Origin of the sequence: Vreelandella indica, from assembly GCF_037070225.1 — a bacterium.
Classification (GTDB): Bacteria; Pseudomonadota; Gammaproteobacteria; order Pseudomonadales; family Halomonadaceae; genus Vreelandella; species Vreelandella arctica.
In genome coordinates, this window is sequence record NZ_JBANSO010000015.1 from 39,772 (window position 1) to 57,075 (window position 17,304).

A 17,304-nucleotide genomic window follows, 5' to 3' on the forward strand; every position below is an offset into this window, starting at 1 on the left:
TGCAATAAAAAAGCGCCGCTAGGAGAGATTAGCGGCGCTTTTCGTTAATGATCGTCATATGTTTCACGTGAAACACATGACGGTAGTAGCAAACGTCTCTTATACGTCCAGGTTAGCCACCAGCGCATTAGTTTCGATGAAGTCGCGACGTGGTTCAACGTCATCACCCATCAGCGTGTTGAACATCATGTCAGCACCCACGGCATCTTCGATCGTCACACGCAGCATACGGCGGCTATCAGGATCCATCGTCGTATCCCACAGCTGATCCGGATTCATTTCACCCAGACCTTTATAACGCTGCACCGATAGACCACGCTGGCCCTCTTGCATCAGCCATGCCAGCACTTCGGAGAAGTGAGATACAGGCTTCTGACGCTCACCCCGGGCAATAAATGCGCCCTCTTCAAGGAAGCCATCCAGCGTTTCGCCCAACTCAGCGATGCCCCGATAATCAGCGCTTTCAAAGAAGTCGAGTCCCCACGTGTACTCTGTGGTCACACCGTGAGCCACCAGCGATACGGTAGGTAGGAAAAGTCCACGTTCAGAATCTTCTTGAAGGTGGAAGTGATAACGCGGACCACCTTCATAGGCAACCATGTCATCCATGGTCTTCTGAATTTCATCAATCCAGTTCTGCATGGTTACGCGATCTTTCAGGCTTTCTTCACCTTTAAGCGCGGACGTATGAATGATCTGCTTGAGCACTTCATTGGGGTAAACCCGTGACAAGCGATCAATCCGTTTCATGACGTTACGGTACTGGTTTACTAGCGTTTCTAACTGAGAACCCGAGATGCCTGGTGCATTGGCATTAACGTGCAGGCCAGCACCATCCAGGGCTGTGGTAGTCAAGTAGTCCACCATCGCCTGCTCATCTTTCAGGTAGAGCTCTTGCTTACCGCGCTTGATTTTATATAGCGGCGGCTGGGCGATAAAGATATGGCCGCGCTCGATCAGTTCCGGCATCTGACGGAAGAAGAATGTCAGCAGCAGCGTACGGATATGCGAGCCATCCACGTCCGCATCGGTCATGATAATGACGGAGTGGTAACGCAGCTTATCGGGGTTGAACTCTTCACGGCCAATGCCACAGCCAAGTGCAGTGATCAATGTGCCTACTTCAGCTGAAGAGAGCATTTTATCAAAACGCGCTTTTTCAACATTCAGGATTTTACCCTTGAGCGGCAAAATAGCTTGGGTACGCCGGTCACGGCCCTGCTTGGCACTGCCACCTGCCGAATCACCCTCCACAAGGTAGAGTTCAGACTGGCTTGGATCTTTTTCCTGACAATCCGCCAGCTTACCGGGCAAGCCAGCAATATCCAGCGCGCCTTTACGGCGGGTCATGTCACGCGCCTTGCGGGCGGCTTCACGAGCACGCGCCGCATCCAGCATCTTATTAACGATCGCTTTGGCTTCGTTAGGCTTTTCAACCAGATACTCAGAAAAGAGGCGGCTCATCTCCTGCTCAACGGCAGTCTTAACTTCGCTGGAGACTAGCTTATCTTTCGTTTGCGACGAAAATTTAGGATCTGGTACTTTGACCGAAATAATCGCAGTCAAGCCTTCACGGGCGTCGTCACCCGTGGTATTTACCTTGGCTTTTTTGAGCAGGTTTTCAGCTTCAATATAGTTATTGAGCGTGCGGGTAAGCCCCGCTCGGAAGCCCGCCAAGTGCGCGCCACCGTCTCGCTGAGGAATATTATTAGTGTAACAGAAAATATTTTCAGTGAAGGCTTCGCTCCACTGCATGGCCACCTCAACTTCAACGCCATCTTCACGAATAGCGTTAAAGTGGAATACCGGGTTAATGACACTTTTATTGGTATTGAGGTGATCAACAAAGGCTTTTAAGCCGCCTTCGTAATGGAATAGCTCTTCTTTACCGCTGCGCTCATCCAGCAATCGGATAGCAACACCGGAATTCAAGAAAGAGAGTTCACGCAACCGCTTGGCAAGAATATCGAAATGGAACTCGATATTGCCAAACGTTTCTGGAGAGGGGCGGAAATGAACGCGGGTACCACTTTTTTCGGTTTTGCCTACAACGCTCAATGGTGCTTGAGGCACACCGTGATGGTACATCTGTTCAAACACTTCGCCCTGGCGCCAAATGGTCAAGCGCAGCTCGGCAGACAATGCGTTTACGACAGAAACACCAACGCCATGTAACCCACCGGAAACTTTATAGGAGTTATCGTCGAATTTGCCGCCTGCGTGCAGCACCGTCATGATAACTTCAGCAGCGGATACCCCCTCCCCTTCGTGAAGTTCAGTGGGTACGCCGCGGCCGTTATCACTAACGGTGACTGACTCATCCGGGTGAATGACAACGCGAATTTCGCTGCAGTGCCCAGCCAAGGCCTCATCGATGGAGTTATCCACCAACTCGAAGACCATGTGGTGCAGACCGGTACCGTCGTCGGTGTCACCAATATACATACCTGGACGCTTACGCACTGCGTCCAGCCCCTTGAGCACCTTAATGCTTGATGAATCGTAAGCCTGCTCGCTCATTGACCACTCCGTCGTGAAGTCTGTCTCGTTCCGTATCGTCTACCCTTCGCGCTAGCTAGCCAGCACTAACTGGCTCAGCCCTTGTTCAGTATGTTTCACGTGAAACATCTTCACCAAAGTATCAGGCCGCCAGGTACTACTTAACGCAGAAGGTTCGACGCTGGTAATAAATGCTTGGCACTGCATGTCTTCAAGTAATCCACAAAACTGATGCCGATTTTGCTCATCAAGTTCTGCTGGCAAATCGTCGATGAGATAAATACAGTGCCGCTGTGCTGTTCTTTCCAGAAACCGCCCTTGGGCGAGTTTCAAAGCGCTCACCACTAACTTTTGCTGGCCTCTGGAAAGCACTTCAATAGCAGGCTGCTTATTTACTCTGATACGTAAATCTGCGCGCTGCGGGCCTTGCTGCGTGAAGCCCATTTGTTGATCAGTGGGGCGGCTATCGTGTAACACTGCTGAAAGAGACCGCTCTTTGTCCCAGCCCCTCGCGTAATGAATCGACAACCCAGGTAGTGGAAGTAGCACTTTAAGTGTCTCTTCAAAGACTGGCAAAAAGTCACTGAACCACGCACGGCGCAACGCATCCATCTGTTCACCCCAAATGGCGAGCTCCTGCTCCCACACCACCATTTCCTGAGGGTGTATTCTACCACGCCTGAGCAGTGCATTCCGATGTTTCAACGCACGCCGGTTACGCTTCCAGATTCCCAAAAAGTCATGTTTCACGTGAAACACTCCCCAATCGAGAAACTCACGGCGACCAGCAGGAGAACCTTCAAGCAGTCGAAAAGCGTCAGGGTTGATTAGCTGCAACGGCATCGCTTCGACTAGCTCTGCCAAGCGGGCGTTTTTATCTCCCTTCAGACGAAGCTCTAGCTCTCTCTGGGCACGCAAACGGCGCACGCCAAGGGTAATCTCAGGCTCACCGCTTAACCGTCCGTACAGTGTCATATGCGGCTTATCGGCTTGAATGGCGTGTTTCAACTGCCGCGTACGGAACGAGCGTCCCATACCTAGAATATGCACGCCTTCGAGAAGACTGGTTTTACCACTGCCATTGGCGCCACTAATGACGTTAATACGTGATGAGGGCGTCATTTCAACTGGCTGGAGGTTACGCAATCCATGGAAATTAAGCAGTGTCAGGCTCATCCTATTATCACCACTTAAAATAGTCCGCAAATAGAGAGTATTGCACCCAATGAGGAAGCGGCGCTTCTGCTACCAGAAGCGCCGCTAATGTAGCTTGCATATGCAATGCTATGATCCAAAGACCTTTTACAGGCGCATCGGCATAACAACATAGAGTGCATCACCACCGCCTGGCTCTTCAAGCAGTGCACTGCTATTGGGGTCGGCCAGGGTAATCTGCACGCGCTCTTCGTTCAGCACCGTCAGCACATCGACTAGATAGCCAACGTTAAAACCGACCTCCATCGCGCCGCCGTTATACTCAACAGCGATATTTTCCTCGGCTTCTTCCTGCTCCGGGTTGTTGGCCATTACTTTAAGGTTGTTTTCCTCAAGGTATAGCCGGACACCACGGTATTTCTCATTAGAGAGAATAGCGGTACGCGAAAGCACTTGGCGCAGCGCGGCGCGTTCTGCAATCAGCACTTTATCGCCGTTGCGCGGCACTACGCGTTCATAGTCAGGGAATTTGCCGTCAATGAGCTTAGAGGTGAAGGTGAAATCGCCCGTGTGAGCACGTACATGGCTGGAGCCCAGCGTCAAGCTGACAGGCTCATCACTGTCATCCAGCAAGCGCGACAGCTCAAGGATACCCTTGCGGGGTACAATCAGCTTTTGTGACTGACTAACAGACACTTCAATCGGGCGTGAGCACATCGCCAAGCGGTGACCGTCAGTCGCGACCGTACGCAGCAGGTTGCTTTGGATTTCCAGCAGCATACCGTTGAGGTAATAACGTACATCTTGCTGCGCCATCGCAAATGAGGTGGCTTCAATCAGGTGCTTTAAGGTACCGCGAGGTACGCTGATTTCCTGACTGCCATCCGCATCTTCTATATTGGGGAACTCGGCTACCGGAAGTGTCGACAAGGTAAAGCGTGAACGGCCACTGCGTAAGACCGCACGGCCCTCTTCAACGGCTAGCTGAATATCGGACTGATCAGGCAGTGATTTACAAATATCCATCAGCTTGCGAGCAGGCACCGTTGCTGCACCTGCCTGATCCACCTGGCTGGCCACCGTGCGCCCAACAAGCTCAACCTCTAAGTCAGTACCGGTCAGCGACACCTGGTCGCCCTCTACCTGAATCAGCACATTCGAAAGTACAGGTAGCGTTTGGCGGCGCTCGACAACACCTGCGACCAGAGTCAGCGGACGTAACAGCGCCTCTCGGGAAATCGAAAATTTCATCAATACTCCGGTTCTATATCCTGAAAGACCTGCGCGTAACAGGCCCGTCCCATAGGGTGGTTAACTGGTCAACAGGCGCAGCAGATTCTTGTAATCCTCACGAATATCCGCGCTCTCTTCCTGCAATGATTTCACTTTTCGGCAAGCGTGTAACACCGTTGTGTGGTCACGCCCACCAAAGGCATCGCCAATCTCCGGCAAGCTATGATTGGTTAACTCCTTGGCAAGCGCCATCGCCACCTGACGAGGCCGGGCAACCGAGCGTGAACGGCGCTTGGAGAGCAAGTCCGCTACCTTGATCTTGTAATACTCCGCGACTGTGCGCTGAATATTATCGACGCCCACCTGCTTGTCTTGAAGGGCCAACAAATCCTTCAGCGATTCGCGAATAAAGTCTTGGGTAATCGTTTTACCCATGAAGTGCGAATCAGCGATGACCTTTTTCAATGCACCTTCTAATTCGCGCACGTTGGAACGAATTTTCTGAGCAATAAAGAAAGCTGCATCGTGAGGCAAATCGACCTTAGCTTGGTCGGCCTTTTTCATCAAGATCGCGACACGAGTTTCAAGCTCTGGCGGCTCTATCGCGACCGTGAGCCCCCAACCAAAGCGTGATTTAAGGCGCTCCTCTACCCCACTGATCTCTTTAGGATAGCGGTCAGAGGTCAGGATCATTTGCTGACCACCTTCTAATAACGCATTGAAGGTATGAAAAAACTCTTCCTGGGAACGCTCTTTGCCAGCGAAAAACTGAATATCATCAATAAGTAATGCATCAACGCTGCGATAAAAGCGCTTGAAATCGTTAATCGCATTGAGCTGTAACGCCTTGACCATATCGGCGACAAAACGCTCTGAGTGCAGATAGACCACACGGGCATTTTCGCGCCGCGTTGCCAGTGCATTACCCACGGCGTGCATCAAGTGGGTTTTACCGAGGCCCACGCCGCCATATAAAAACAGCGGGTTATAAGCGCCGCCGGGGTTTTCAGACACCTGACGGGAGGCAGCGCGAGCCAGCTGGTTCGATTTACCTTCAACAAACGTATCGAAAGTAAAATTAGGATTTAGCCCGCTACCATGTTTCAGGCTGCCCTCTACTTGTACTTGGCGCTCATTATTACGCCGACTGGGAGCTTCATCACGTAGCCTGTCTATTTCACGCTCGTCCGCAATATCGCCGCGCGGAGGCGTATGAACAGCCGGTGCCGAAGGACGCGATGGAGAAGCCGATACGGGGTTGCCCAAGTCGCGATGCTGAGGAGCCTGCGTGGCCGGGCGGCGGCTACCTACCGTCAAACTCACTTTCGGCGGCTTGGCCGGCGCGAGCTCACGCATTAGTTCACTAATCCGCTTGGCATACTTATCGCTCACCCAATCGCGCACAAAGCGATTCGGCGCCAATAAGCGCAGCTCGTTGGACTCTCCTTCTTCTGCCTGCAGCGGGCGTATCCAGGTATTGAACTGCTGTGAATTCAGCTCATCCTGCAGGTTGTCCAGGCACTGTTGCCAAAGCGTCAGTGACACTCATCTCACCATCGGTTGAAAACGGCCGACCATTGTAGCGCCCAAAGCTTCGGTTATCCACACGGGTTTAAGGTTGAATATTGCCCTGTGGACAACTTGCAGTGAGCCTACGGGAAAACCGTGTGGAGGAACGGGGATAATTAACAAGAAAGCGACTTACGTTTGGGTTAAACACATCTAGTTAACATCTTGTAGACTGTTTATACGGAACTTACACACAGATTTTTTATGATTATAGGCTATTGATAAATAATAATTAAAACAACTTATCCACAAATAGTATCCCCACTATTAATAACAACAGGTTTAGAACTACCTATTAGTAATAATAGCGAGAGTGTTGTTTGCTATATCCATCGCTGCCAGCATGGCCGCAATGACGCCACAACGCTTTTTATGCAAGGAAAAATTGCACCCAGCAAAGGAAGTCTCTACAATTTCCGGTCTTGAATTGAATCTCCCCGGCTAGTTCCTCACTGGACCGGGCTTTTTGGAATTCACTTTCCGTCCTAAACCACGTGGGAATAACGAGTTATGAAACGCACTTTTCAACCTAGCGTTCTCAAGCGCAAGCGCGCGCATGGCTTCCGTGCTCGTATGGCAACCAAAAACGGTCGCGCCGTCCTCGCACGTCGCCGTGCCAAGGGCCGCAAGCGTCTGAGCGCCTGATCTCGGATTGCGTGTGCCGCAGCAAGGCTTTCCCCGGCAATTACGGTTACTAAATGCTGGGGATTTCAGTCACGTGTTTGAGCAAGCCGACCTGAAAGTGCATGGCAAAGGTATGATGGCGTTAGTTCGCTTGAGTACTCGGGGATACCCCCGCCTTGGACTGGTAGTCAGCAAAAAAAATGTCAAACGCGCCGTAGATCGCAACCGTTTCAAGCGTCTCGTTCGAGAATCTGTCCGTCTTCGTCAAGATCACTTACCCTCTGTGGATATCGTGGTGCTTGCCCGACGCGGCGTTCAGGATATCGACAACGACACCTTGCATCGCCAGTTACACGGCATGTGGAAGCGACTTCAGCGTGACGCACAGGCGGTGATCGCAGCACCAACGCCAGAGCGTGACACGTGACCTTTGGTGCACACCTCGCCGCTCGACCTCGGCCTGCCGCCTGGCAGGCTTTCGTGTGTCAAGGGTCGAGTAAATGACACTGCGCCATTAGCATGTTCACCACCCAGCGGGCAGAACCCTCATGGACGTAAAACGACTTTTATTACTGATTCCACTAGCCGTACTGGCGTACTTGCTAGTCGTCCAGTGGAATCAGGATTACGGGCAGCCGAATTACGATTCAGTGCCTGAAACGACTCAACGCAGTAATTCAGCACCATCTAGCAATTCAGTACCATCCAGCAATGTTGACGATGGCGAGGGCGGCTTAGCCGTTCCGAGTACCACATCGCAGCCAAATGCGGTTGGTGAAGGTATTCCTGGCGATACTGAAAGCGAAACGTCTAGCCGTGATTTCATTGCCGTAACGACCGATGTTCTTGATGTACGCATTGATCCACACGGTGGCGATATTGTTTATGCCGCTTTACCGCAACACAAACTTTCCCTCGACTCAGAGCGGAACTACGTGTTGTTGTCGGATAACAGCAGCCGTAGCTACGTGGCCCGTTCAGGCCTTCAGCTTGATGGCCAGGCAAGCCGCATCGCGTTCACGCCCGAAAATACCGACTATCGGTTAGGCGATAACGATGAAGAACTGAGCGTCGATCTGACCGCCGACGTTAACGGCGTCGAGGTGATTAAGCGCCTCACGTTTGAGCGCGGCAGTTATGCGGTCAACGTCAATTACTACCTAGCCAATAACACCGATGCACCGGTCAGTGCGCGCTTTATTGGCCAGTTAGCACGCGATAATAGCCCGGATCCTTCAAGCGGCGTTTCAATGGGTATGAACTCCTATCTGGGGGCTGCCTACTCAACGCCGGATGCACGCTACGAAAAGATCGACTTCGAGGATATTCAAGCCAGTAACTTTGAAAATCGCGAAGCCCTGGGCGGATGGATTGCGATCATTCAGCACTACTTTGTATCGGCATGGGCACCTCCACAGGATCAGCTAAACCTTTACTACGTTACCACCGACTCAAGTAATCGTAACGTCGTAGCCTTTGCTGGCCCGACTAGCAGTATTGCTGCAGAAGGCGAAGCCACGTTAGGTGCTACCCTTTATATGGGGCCGAAGATTCAGGACTACCTAGAGCAGGTGGCACCTAACCTTCGCTTAACTGTGGATTACGGCTGGCTATGGTTTATCGCCAACCCCCTCTTCTGGTTGCTGGATAAGATCCACGACATCGTCGGTAACTGGGGCTGGTCGATTGTATTGCTAACGGTACTGGTTAAGACCGTACTGTTCCCGCTTTCCGCCAAAGCGTACAAATCCATGGGCCGTATGCGTAAGCTTGGCCCTGAAATGCAGCGCCTGAAAGAGATGTATGGCGACGATCGTCAGAAGATGTCGCAAGAGATGATGAAGTTCTACCAGAAGGAGAAGATCAATCCGCTGGGGGGCTGTCTACCTATTGTGATTCAGATGCCGGTCTTCATCGCGCTTTACTGGATGTTGCTGGAATCGGTCGAACTGCGACACGCACCTTTTATCTTCTGGATTCAGGATCTATCGGTGAAAGATCCGTACTTCATTCTGCCGATCCTGATGGGTATTTCGATGTTTGTTCAGCAAATGTTGAACCCGACGCCCCCGGATCCGATGCAGGCGAAGATCATGAAGATGCTCCCCATCATCTTTACCTTCTTCTTCCTGTGGTTCCCGGCAGGTCTGGTCATCTACTGGGTGGTCAACAACATCATTTCGGTGGCGCAGCAGTACTACATTACGCGCAAAATCGAGAATGACCCGACCATCGGCAAAGGCATGAAGACCAAATAGCCTGCCGTGGTAGTTGAAGCCTTCAGACCCCCGCCCAGTGCGGGGGTCTGGCGTTTTAAAGACGACAAACTCACACTGTACGCATCCATTAAAGAGGCTCGCCATGGTTGAACGACTTTATACTCAGGATACGATTACCGCATTGGCTACCCCTCCTGGACGCGGTGGTGTTGGTATCATTCGCGTCTCAGGGCCTGCCTGCCGCGCTATCGCCGAGGCCATGCTCGGTCACTGCCCCTCACCGCGTTACGCCCACTACGGCCCCTTCCAGGGCGCTGACAGCATTATTGATGAAGGCCTCGCCCTGTTCTTCAATGGGCCCCATTCGTTTACCGGTGAGGACGTCCTGGAATTACAGGGCCACGGCGGCCCCATTATTATGGATATGCTGTTGGAGCGCTGTGTGGCTCTCGGCGCACGTCTAGCGCGCCCTGGCGAGTTTTCTGAACGGGCTTTTCTCAACGATAAGCTCGATCTGGCCCAGGCAGAAGCTATCGCCGATCTGATCGATGCCACTTCCCGTTCAGCGGCCGAAAACGCCGTGCGCTCGCTCCAGGGAGAGTTTTCGAAGCGCGTGTCAGCGTTGGTGCAGCGGCTGATCGAGCTACGTGTTTACGTTGAGGCGGCGATTGATTTCCCTGAAGAGGAAATCGACTTTCTTGCCGACGGCCATGTGGCTGAGCACTTGAACAACGTTCAGCAAACGTTAATCGACGTGCGCCAAGCAGCAGGCCAAGGCGCACTGTTACGCGAAGGCATGAGCGTGGTCATTGCCGGGCGGCCCAATGCGGGTAAGTCGAGCCTGCTGAATGCGCTGACCGAACAAGATACCGCCATTGTGACGGATATCGCAGGCACGACCCGGGACGTACTCCGTGAGCATATCCATATCGACGGTATGCCGCTGCATATCATCGACACCGCCGGACTGCGCGATACACCCGATGCTGTTGAGAAGATCGGTGTAGCACGCGCCTGGGCCGAGATAGAGAAAGCTGATCGCGTACTGCTGTTAGTGGATGCCAGCACGACCGCCTCGACCGACCCCATGGCCATCTGGCCCGAGTTTGTCGCTCGCCTGCCCGATCAGAAGCGCTTGACGTTAGTACGCAATAAGATTGATACCAGTGCTGAACCGCCTGGATTAGATTTATCCACAACGCCGCCCACCGTACGTTTATCCGCTAAAACGGGCGAGGGTGTGGATAACTTAAAAGCACATTTAAAAGATGTCATGGGCTTTGCCGCCACCACCGAGGGTCGCTTCTCCGCTCGTCGGCGGCATTTAGATGCCTTAGATCGTGCTATGGCAGCCCTTGATACAGGCCGCACTCAGCTTGATGGCTACGGCGCAGGCGAGCTGCTAGCGGAAGATCTGCGCGACGCTCAACAAGCGTTGGGCGAAATCACCGGTGAATTCAGCGCCGATGATTTATTGGGCGAGATTTTCGGCAGTTTCTGCATTGGTAAGTAAGAGAGCTACTCTTTACTCTCATTACCAACACTACTCTCCCACCCACCAATCCGCCTGATAGCGACTAGAAGAACCTAGTAACGGGGTAATTTCAGCCATTGCTGCGGCTAGTCGCTCATCCAAACCCCAGGGTGGGTTAATCACCAACATACCGCTGCCAAACATACCGTGAACCTGCTCACCGGGTTCACGCAGCAGCAGCTCGCTGCGCCATATTTTGCGCTGACCGCTCTCTTGCAAGGCATCTAATAGCGTGTGATGGTGACCAGCGGGTAGCAGCGGATACCAGATCAATACTACGGCATGGCGCGCTTTCTCCAGCGTATAAGCGACGGTATCGGCTACTTCCAGGTATTCCACTTTGCGCTCATAGCTGGGGTCGATGAGCACACATAGCCGTGGCGTTATCGCGGGCAACATGGCCTCCAGCCCCGCCAGTCCATCGCCAAACACACGCTGGGCGTTAGCTGGCAACTCCTGGGTAGAAAGTTGCTCGTGCTCGCCGGGGTGCAGCTCAAACAGCCGCAGTTGATCCTGCTCACGCAACGAATGACTCAGCCACCAGGGAGAGCCTGGGTAGTGCGTCAGGGTTACTGAGGAACCTTGAGCAGTGGCTACCGCTGCTTGCCACTCTATCAGCAACGGATCGTTTAGCTCATTGCGGGCTTGCCACAGCGGCCCTATGCCTTCGCGATACTCTTGCAAGCGTTGCGTCTCTTGCGCATTAAGGGGATAGAGACCTCGTCCCGCATGAGTATCGATATATGTAATAGCCGTTTTTTTACGTAATAAATAATCAATCACCGCGTAAAGTGTCAGATGTTTATGCACATCCGCAAAATTACCGGCATGGTAGGCATGTTGATAGGACAGCATGGAGACTCATCAGAAAGTGAATAAAAAAGCCCGCTATGTGAGCATAGCGGGCTTTAGTCGGCAACAGCCAGGTTAATTCAAGAACGTATTAACCTTGACCATTACCGGTAGGGGTTAGGGTAATTTCAACGCGACGGTTCTGGGCACGACCCTGCTCATTGTCATTACTGGCCACTGGCTGAGTAGCACCATAGCCCGAGGTATTAAGACGCGTGGACGAAACGCCATTCTGGGTGAGGTAGCTCGATACGGCTTGAGCGCGACGCTCGGAGAGACGCTGGTTGTAGCTAGCATCGCCGGTGCTATCGGTGTGGCCTGCGATACTAACGCGGGTGTCTTGGTACTGAGTAAGAACATTAGCGACTTCATTAAGAGAGCCGCGCGCTTCGCTGGTCAGCTCAGCTGAATCAAAACCAAAGGTAACGCCGCTAGGCATATTGAGCACGATATCGTCGCCACGGCGATCAATCTCAATGCGCGATCCTTGCAAGTTTTCACGCAGTTGCTGTTCCTGGCGATCCATATAGACACCAATGCCAGCACCCGCTGCCGCACCGACAGCTGCACCAATCAGTGCACGGTCACGGCGGCTAGTGCTACCGTCGCCAGACAGCGCACCGGCAGCGGCACCCACAGCGGCACCAATCCCAGAGCCCATCGCGGTGCTAGAGCGCTGCGTTTGGCCACCGTAAGGATCTGAGCTAGCACAACCTGCTAATAAAATAGCGGCTGCCAGCGGTGTCAGTAGTCGAGAAATACGCATCACTCACTCCTTGTTTGTGTTCGAAACATCTGTTTATTCATTACTGGTCAATCTTCACTAATTAAAGCCAGCAATTCGTTCAAGAATAATAGACCTTGAGGCGATGCACGCAGTTTTTCAGGCATTTGCATCAAAAGTCCTTTTTTCTCGGCGCTTTGTAAACGCGTCAGTAACCTATCAGAAGAGAGCCCAGTATTGGCTTTCCATGTCTCTAGCGACACCCCGTCAGTGAGTCGTAGAGCATTCATAGCAAACTCCAACGGTAGCTCGTCCGCTGATATAACCTGCTTACCCGCTATAAAGCCACGCAGGTCATCCATGCGCTTTAAGTAAGCATCCGGCTGACGGGTTTTCCAACGCCGCTCAATACGCCATTCACCATCTGGGTCAATATGGCTTAGCTTGCCATGGGCCCCGGCGCCAATCCCAAGGTAGTCGCCAAACTGCCAATAATTAAGGTTATGCAGACTCCGATAACCATCGGTGGCATAGGCCGAAATTTCGTAGCGCTTAAACCCGGCCTGCTCCAAAAGCCGATGACCGCTGTCTTGGATATCCCAGAGTGCTTCTTCCTCAGGCAACGTCGGTGGATGGGAGTGAAAGGCCGTATTCGGCTCGAGGGTAAGCTGGTACCAGGAGAGATGCTCCGGCGCTAACGACAGCGCTTGGGCAATATCATCCATCGCCAGTTGAGGCGTCTGACCAGGCAAGCCATGCATAAGATCAATGTTAATATTTGTAAAACCCGCTTGGCGCGCCTGCGTGACCGCAGTGACCGCTTCGTCACCGCTATGAATGCGTCCCAGGGCATGCAGTTGATCGGGCTGAAAACTTTGAATACCTAGCGATAAACGATTAATGCCTGCCTGTCGGTAACCGATAAATCGCGCCTGTTCCGTGGTGCCGGGATTTGCCTCCAAGGTAATCTCGATGTCATCAGCAAACGGCAAACGGGCTTCAATCGCGCTCAGTAAATGGTCATAAAACCAAGGCGACAGCAGGCTGGGTGTCCCGCCACCGATAAAGATTGTCTGAATTTCTCGCCCAGCCGCTAAGGCTAGATCGCTATCCAGGTCTTGTAACAATGCGTCAAGGTAAGCGGCTTCAGGTAAATCGCGAGGTGTAAAACCGTGTGTACCCGGCTCATGAGAATTGAAATCACAATAGGGGCATTTGCGTACACACCAAGGTGTGTGGATATAGAGAGATAGCGGCGGCAACGTATCAACCATGCGCCACCTGCAGTAACTCCACCAAGCCTTGCAGCGCGCGCCCACGGTGACTAAGGCGATTTTTACTTTCGCTTGGCAACTCGGCAACACTCATCCCCTGCTCGGGTAACCAGAAAAGCGGATCATAGCCGAACCCCTCTTTCCCCCGTGGATGGGCAAGAATTTCGCCTTCCCAACTGCGTTGCACAATCACCGGCACTGGGTCTTTCGGGTGACGTAAATAAACAAGTACACACCAATATCGGCCACTACGCTGTCCTTCTGCGTAGTCGCTGAGTGCTGCTAACAGCGTTTCATTATTTCTCTCATCGCTTTTAGGCTCACCACCATAGCGGGCCGAGTAGATACCCGGCGCGCCATGCAGAGCGTCCACTTCCAGTCCTGAGTCATCTGCCAATGCAGGTAAACCACTGATTAAGCTCGCTTCACGGGCTTTCAACAGCGCATTCTCTACGAATGTCAGGCCGGTCTCTTCAACCTCATTAACGCCAAAATCCGCCTGAGGGCGAACATCAAAGCCCAAAGGCGAGAGTAATTGATTGAATTCTCTTAATTTCCCCGTGTTTCCACTGGCAAGAACAAGGGTATTAACAGCGATCATGACACGCCCTCCAAGCTTTGGAGCATCAGTTTACGCGCTCACTGAACGTATCAAAAGCAGCCATTACGTTACTAATTGTATATTTCTAATATTTCTTTAAAAACCATTAGGTTAAAATAAATAGTTGTTTTTTTATACATTTAATTTATTTATATAAAATTATTAGGCGCATATTTAATTTTTTTACTATATTTTTAATAACATAACTTTACGAAAGTTATCTTATAGTCAACACTGCAAGAGTTACCTACTCACTCTTTCTCACCATGAGGGCTACCCAATGCCGCAGGAAAAGGCTACTAACACGGTATTTGTCGTTACCGAAAAAAGCCCACAATCACAACTATTTGCGGAATATCTGGGGACTCATACCGATTGCCATGTGCAACTTCAGTCGCCCCATGAAAAGGTCACTGCACCGTCAGCGGGTGACATCTTACTGCTCATCGATAGCGATCACATTGGCGTTGATACCCTGCCGGACTGGCAGCATCAATTACCCGAGGCGCTTAGCAATGCGCCATTGGCCGCGTTTAACATTCGCGATATGGATCACGCGCTTGAAGCCTTGTCCTGCGCGCAGTTGAAAGGCGTGTTTTATCGCCACGAGAGCCTGGATGTCATTTGCAAGGGTATTCATGCGCTGCTGGAAGGCGAGCTGTGGATGTCCCGCGAACTTATGACCCGGTTGATCCTGTTCTATCGCAAATATCAGAACAACGCCTTCCGCCCCGCCTGCGGTCTCACTAACCGAGAAATGGAAATCATCTCGCTGCTAAGTGCCGGGGCGTCGAACCATCAAATCGCCGAAAAACTGTTCCTCAGTGAGCACACCGTCAAGTCTCACCTGTACAACATTTTCCGCAAAATCAACGTGCACAACCGTATTCAGGCGTTGAACTGGATTCATCAGAACCTGGGCCCGATTCTGCCCAACCTCGAAACCGCACGAAGCCTGCAACGCCACCGATAGCGTCTTACAAGAGTGAACTGGCTATGGCACCGCTACGATACTGTCAACACGCCCTAACAGGGTTATTGATATGGATGGGTCTATCACTGGCGCTAGCCGATGAACCTGCGGCCCCAAATGAACCAGCGCCCGTCGATGAGCAGGAGGCGGTGGACGCTATTAACCAACTATCAAGCCCCGATGGCCCCGCCATTCAAGAGCACAGCAGCCCCAGCAGCGAGCTCACCGGCGTATTGGTCGACCGCACTATCACCATGGCAGGTAAAACCTTCTATCGTGCCTTTAGCCAGCGGGCCATGGGAAACATGATCATTGGCAACGCCACCATCACTATTCAGGAACGCCCGGACGCCCGATGGGGAAGCCAGCTTTGGATCATGCAGGGTAATCAGATGTATTTCCGTACACAGCTCTCTCCGCGCATCAGTGAAGCTGACCGTGCCGCGGAGGAAGCTGTACAAACCGTGGAAGAAGCACTACTGCGTCAACAATTGAACTCAGCGCTATCTTCCGACAAAGACTTGGGAAGAGAGGAGTTACGATAATGAAAAAACAGGCCATTCGCACCGTAGGTATAAGCTCAGCGCTACTAGCCGGGCTGTTAACGCTACAAGCTCACGCAGGAGATCTGGTCTACGAACCCATCAACCCGTCATTCGGCGGCGACCCTTTTATGGGAAACCATTTACTCGGTAAAGCCCAGGCACAGGATACCAACACTGATCCAAATACCCGAAGTTCAGAACGATTATCTGAAACAGAGCGGCTGGTTCAACGTCTAGAAAGCCGATTGATCTCTCAATTAATTTCAGACGTTAGTCGCGGCGAAATTCAAGAAGGTAGCTTTGATAGCGATGAGTTTGGCGTCGTGGTTAGTGATAGCAGTGGGGAATTAGTGGTGCGAATAGTGGATAAATTTACTGGCGATGTAACAGAAGTAAGCGTAGGTGGATTGTTTAATCCCTAACGCTCATTCATGTCCGAAAAAATTAATAAAAGACAGATCTAATCCGTTTAGCTCTACATAATAACGTCTTTAAGAAGAGGGTTCTCATGAAAACTGCAGCGGCATTGATCATCGTCAGTTTATTAAGCGGCTGCGCCGGTATGGTAGCCAATTCAGAAAACCTGGAGGGCACAGAGGCAACATTGACACCCAGAGGAGCCACGTATCAAGACCTTGTTTCGCTGCCGAGCCCAGCGGGGAAAATATTTGTCTCGGTATACGATTTTCGCGATCAAACCGGCCAATATCGCCCAGCGCCTGCGAGTACGTTCTCGACCGCCGTCACCCAAGGGGCGGCCGCCATGCTCACCGGCGCGCTGGCCGACTCAGGTTGGTTTATACCGCTAGAGCGAGTGGGGTTACAAAATCTGCTGACCGAACGACGCATTATACGCGCCGAATTTGAACGCTTTGGCAAGCCCGACACCCTCCCTTCATTGCGGGCAGCTTCAGTAATGCTCGAAGGCGGCATTATTGCCTATGAATCCAATATAAGGACAGGAGGCGCTGGGGCTGAGTATTTTGGTATTGGCGCCTCAGGGCAGTACCAGGTTGACCAGGTCACCGTCAATTTACGCGCCGTCGAAATATCGACGGGCGAAGTACTTGCCAACGTCACCACCACCAAAACGATTTACTCCAAGGAACTACGCGCTGGCGTTTATCGGTTTATTGATTTCCGGCGTCTGCTAGAAGCCGAAGCAGGCATTACCACCAATGAGCCGGTGCAAATGGCGGTGATGGCTGCCATTGAGTCGGCTGTTATTCACTTGGTTGCACGTGGTGTCGAAAATCGACTATGGAACCTGGAACCCGGCGTCAACATACACGAGACACTCCTAGGAGAATATCTGGAAGCCGCTATCCCTATGTTATAACCGCTATACAAAGAAGATATAAAACAATCTAGAAACAAGCGTCGCGGCCATGCATTCACACGGCCGCTTTTTTATTTTCCTACTTTTCTTTTATAAGAATTTGATTTTTCATTGAAAATTAGCTTTATGCCTAATAATGATAAATCTAATACTATTCAATTGA

The 17,304-nt window shown here is 51.9% G+C and carries 16 protein-coding genes; 8 read left to right on the forward strand and 8 right to left on the reverse strand.

What is annotated here, in order from left to right:
* Nucleotides 1-99: 99 nt before the first annotated feature.
* The 4 genes from gyrB to dnaA all read right to left on the reverse strand — a co-directional run bounded on the left by gyrB (nt 100) and on the right by dnaA (nt 6,432).
* Nucleotides 100-2,520 carry a DNA topoisomerase (ATP-hydrolyzing) subunit B gene (gene gyrB / locus V8L71_RS11860; RefSeq protein ID WP_101145072.1) on the reverse strand — a complete coding sequence of 807 codons (2,421 nt, stop codon included), beginning with the start codon at nt 2,518-2,520 and terminating at the stop codon, nt 100-102.
* 51 nt (nt 2,521-2,571) lie between these two features.
* Entirely contained in the window at nt 2,572-3,675 is a 1,104-nt protein-coding gene (recF, locus tag V8L71_RS11865; RefSeq protein WP_101145073.1) for a DNA replication/repair protein RecF, read from the reverse strand.
* A gap of 126 nt (nt 3,676-3,801) precedes the next feature.
* Complete coding sequence (gene dnaN / locus V8L71_RS11870; protein ID WP_101145074.1) at nt 3,802-4,905, reverse strand: DNA polymerase III subunit beta; 1,104 nt, start codon at nt 4,903-4,905, stop codon at nt 3,802-3,804.
* A 60-nt stretch (nt 4,906-4,965) separates the two neighbouring features.
* Entirely contained in the window at nt 4,966-6,432 is a 1,467-nt protein-coding gene (dnaA, locus tag V8L71_RS11875; protein ID WP_008959106.1) for a chromosomal replication initiator protein DnaA, read from the reverse strand.
* A gap of 534 nt (nt 6,433-6,966) precedes the next feature.
* Here dnaA and rpmH point away from each other — a divergent pair.
* The 4 genes from rpmH (at nt 6,967) to mnmE (ending at nt 10,812) form a co-directional block, all read left to right on the forward strand.
* Entirely contained in the window at nt 6,967-7,101 is a 135-nt protein-coding gene (gene rpmH / locus V8L71_RS11880; RefSeq protein WP_008959105.1) for a 50S ribosomal protein L34, read from the forward strand.
* Between the two features lie 13 nt (nt 7,102-7,114).
* Nucleotides 7,115-7,507, forward strand: a complete 393-nt coding sequence (gene rnpA / locus V8L71_RS11885; protein ID WP_101145075.1) for a ribonuclease P protein component — start codon at nt 7,115-7,117, stop codon at nt 7,505-7,507.
* Between the two features lie 121 nt (nt 7,508-7,628).
* Nucleotides 7,629-9,338: a membrane protein insertase YidC gene (gene yidC, locus V8L71_RS11890; protein ID WP_101145076.1), complete on the forward strand. Its 1,710-nt coding sequence runs from the start codon at nt 7,629-7,631 to the stop codon at nt 9,336-9,338.
* A gap of 103 nt (nt 9,339-9,441) precedes the next feature.
* The gene (gene mnmE / locus V8L71_RS11895; protein ID WP_336274229.1) at nt 9,442-10,812 is read left to right on the forward strand and encodes a tRNA uridine-5-carboxymethylaminomethyl(34) synthesis GTPase MnmE; all 1,371 of its coding nucleotides are present in this window, start codon (nt 9,442-9,444) and stop codon (nt 10,810-10,812) included.
* 30 nt (nt 10,813-10,842) lie between these two features.
* Here mnmE and V8L71_RS11900 read toward each other — a convergent pair whose 3' ends face one another.
* From V8L71_RS11900 to rdgB, 4 genes are all read right to left on the reverse strand, one after another.
* The gene (locus tag V8L71_RS11900) at nt 10,843-11,688 is read right to left on the reverse strand and encodes a 23S rRNA (adenine(2030)-N(6))-methyltransferase RlmJ (protein ID WP_336270267.1); all 846 of its coding nucleotides are present in this window, start codon (nt 11,686-11,688) and stop codon (nt 10,843-10,845) included.
* Between the two features lie 88 nt (nt 11,689-11,776).
* Nucleotides 11,777-12,451, reverse strand: coding sequence for a YiaD family glycine zipper/OmpA-like lipoprotein (locus V8L71_RS11905; protein ID WP_336274230.1), 675 nt, complete (start codon nt 12,449-12,451; stop codon nt 11,777-11,779).
* Between the two features lie 47 nt (nt 12,452-12,498).
* Nucleotides 12,499-13,683, reverse strand: coding sequence for a radical SAM family heme chaperone HemW (gene hemW / locus V8L71_RS11910; RefSeq protein WP_336274231.1), 1,185 nt, complete (start codon nt 13,681-13,683; stop codon nt 12,499-12,501).
* Nucleotides 13,676-14,284 (reverse strand): RdgB/HAM1 family non-canonical purine NTP pyrophosphatase, encoded by a 609-nt coding sequence (rdgB, locus tag V8L71_RS11915; protein ID WP_336274232.1) that lies wholly within the window; start codon nt 14,282-14,284, stop codon nt 13,676-13,678. Before rdgB ends, hemW begins: the two co-directional genes overlap by 8 nt.
* A 280-nt stretch (nt 14,285-14,564) precedes the next feature.
* Between rdgB and V8L71_RS11920 the strand changes: the two genes are divergently transcribed.
* The 4 genes from V8L71_RS11920 (at nt 14,565) to V8L71_RS11935 (ending at nt 17,141) form a co-directional block, all read left to right on the forward strand.
* Nucleotides 14,565-15,257, forward strand: a complete 693-nt coding sequence (locus tag V8L71_RS11920; protein WP_336274233.1) for a LuxR C-terminal-related transcriptional regulator — start codon at nt 14,565-14,567, stop codon at nt 15,255-15,257.
* A gap of 23 nt (nt 15,258-15,280) precedes the next feature.
* Nucleotides 15,281-15,802, forward strand: coding sequence for a CsgE family curli-type amyloid fiber assembly protein (locus tag V8L71_RS11925; protein ID WP_336274234.1), 522 nt, complete (start codon nt 15,281-15,283; stop codon nt 15,800-15,802).
* Nucleotides 15,802-16,224, forward strand: coding sequence for a curli assembly protein CsgF (locus V8L71_RS11930; RefSeq protein WP_336274235.1), 423 nt, complete (start codon nt 15,802-15,804; stop codon nt 16,222-16,224). Before V8L71_RS11925 ends, V8L71_RS11930 begins: the two co-directional genes overlap by 1 nt.
* Nucleotides 16,225-16,310: 86 nt before the next feature.
* The gene (locus V8L71_RS11935) at nt 16,311-17,141 is read left to right on the forward strand and encodes a CsgG/HfaB family protein (RefSeq protein ID WP_336274236.1); all 831 of its coding nucleotides are present in this window, start codon (nt 16,311-16,313) and stop codon (nt 17,139-17,141) included.
* The last annotated feature ends 163 nt before the right edge of the window (nt 17,142-17,304 follow it).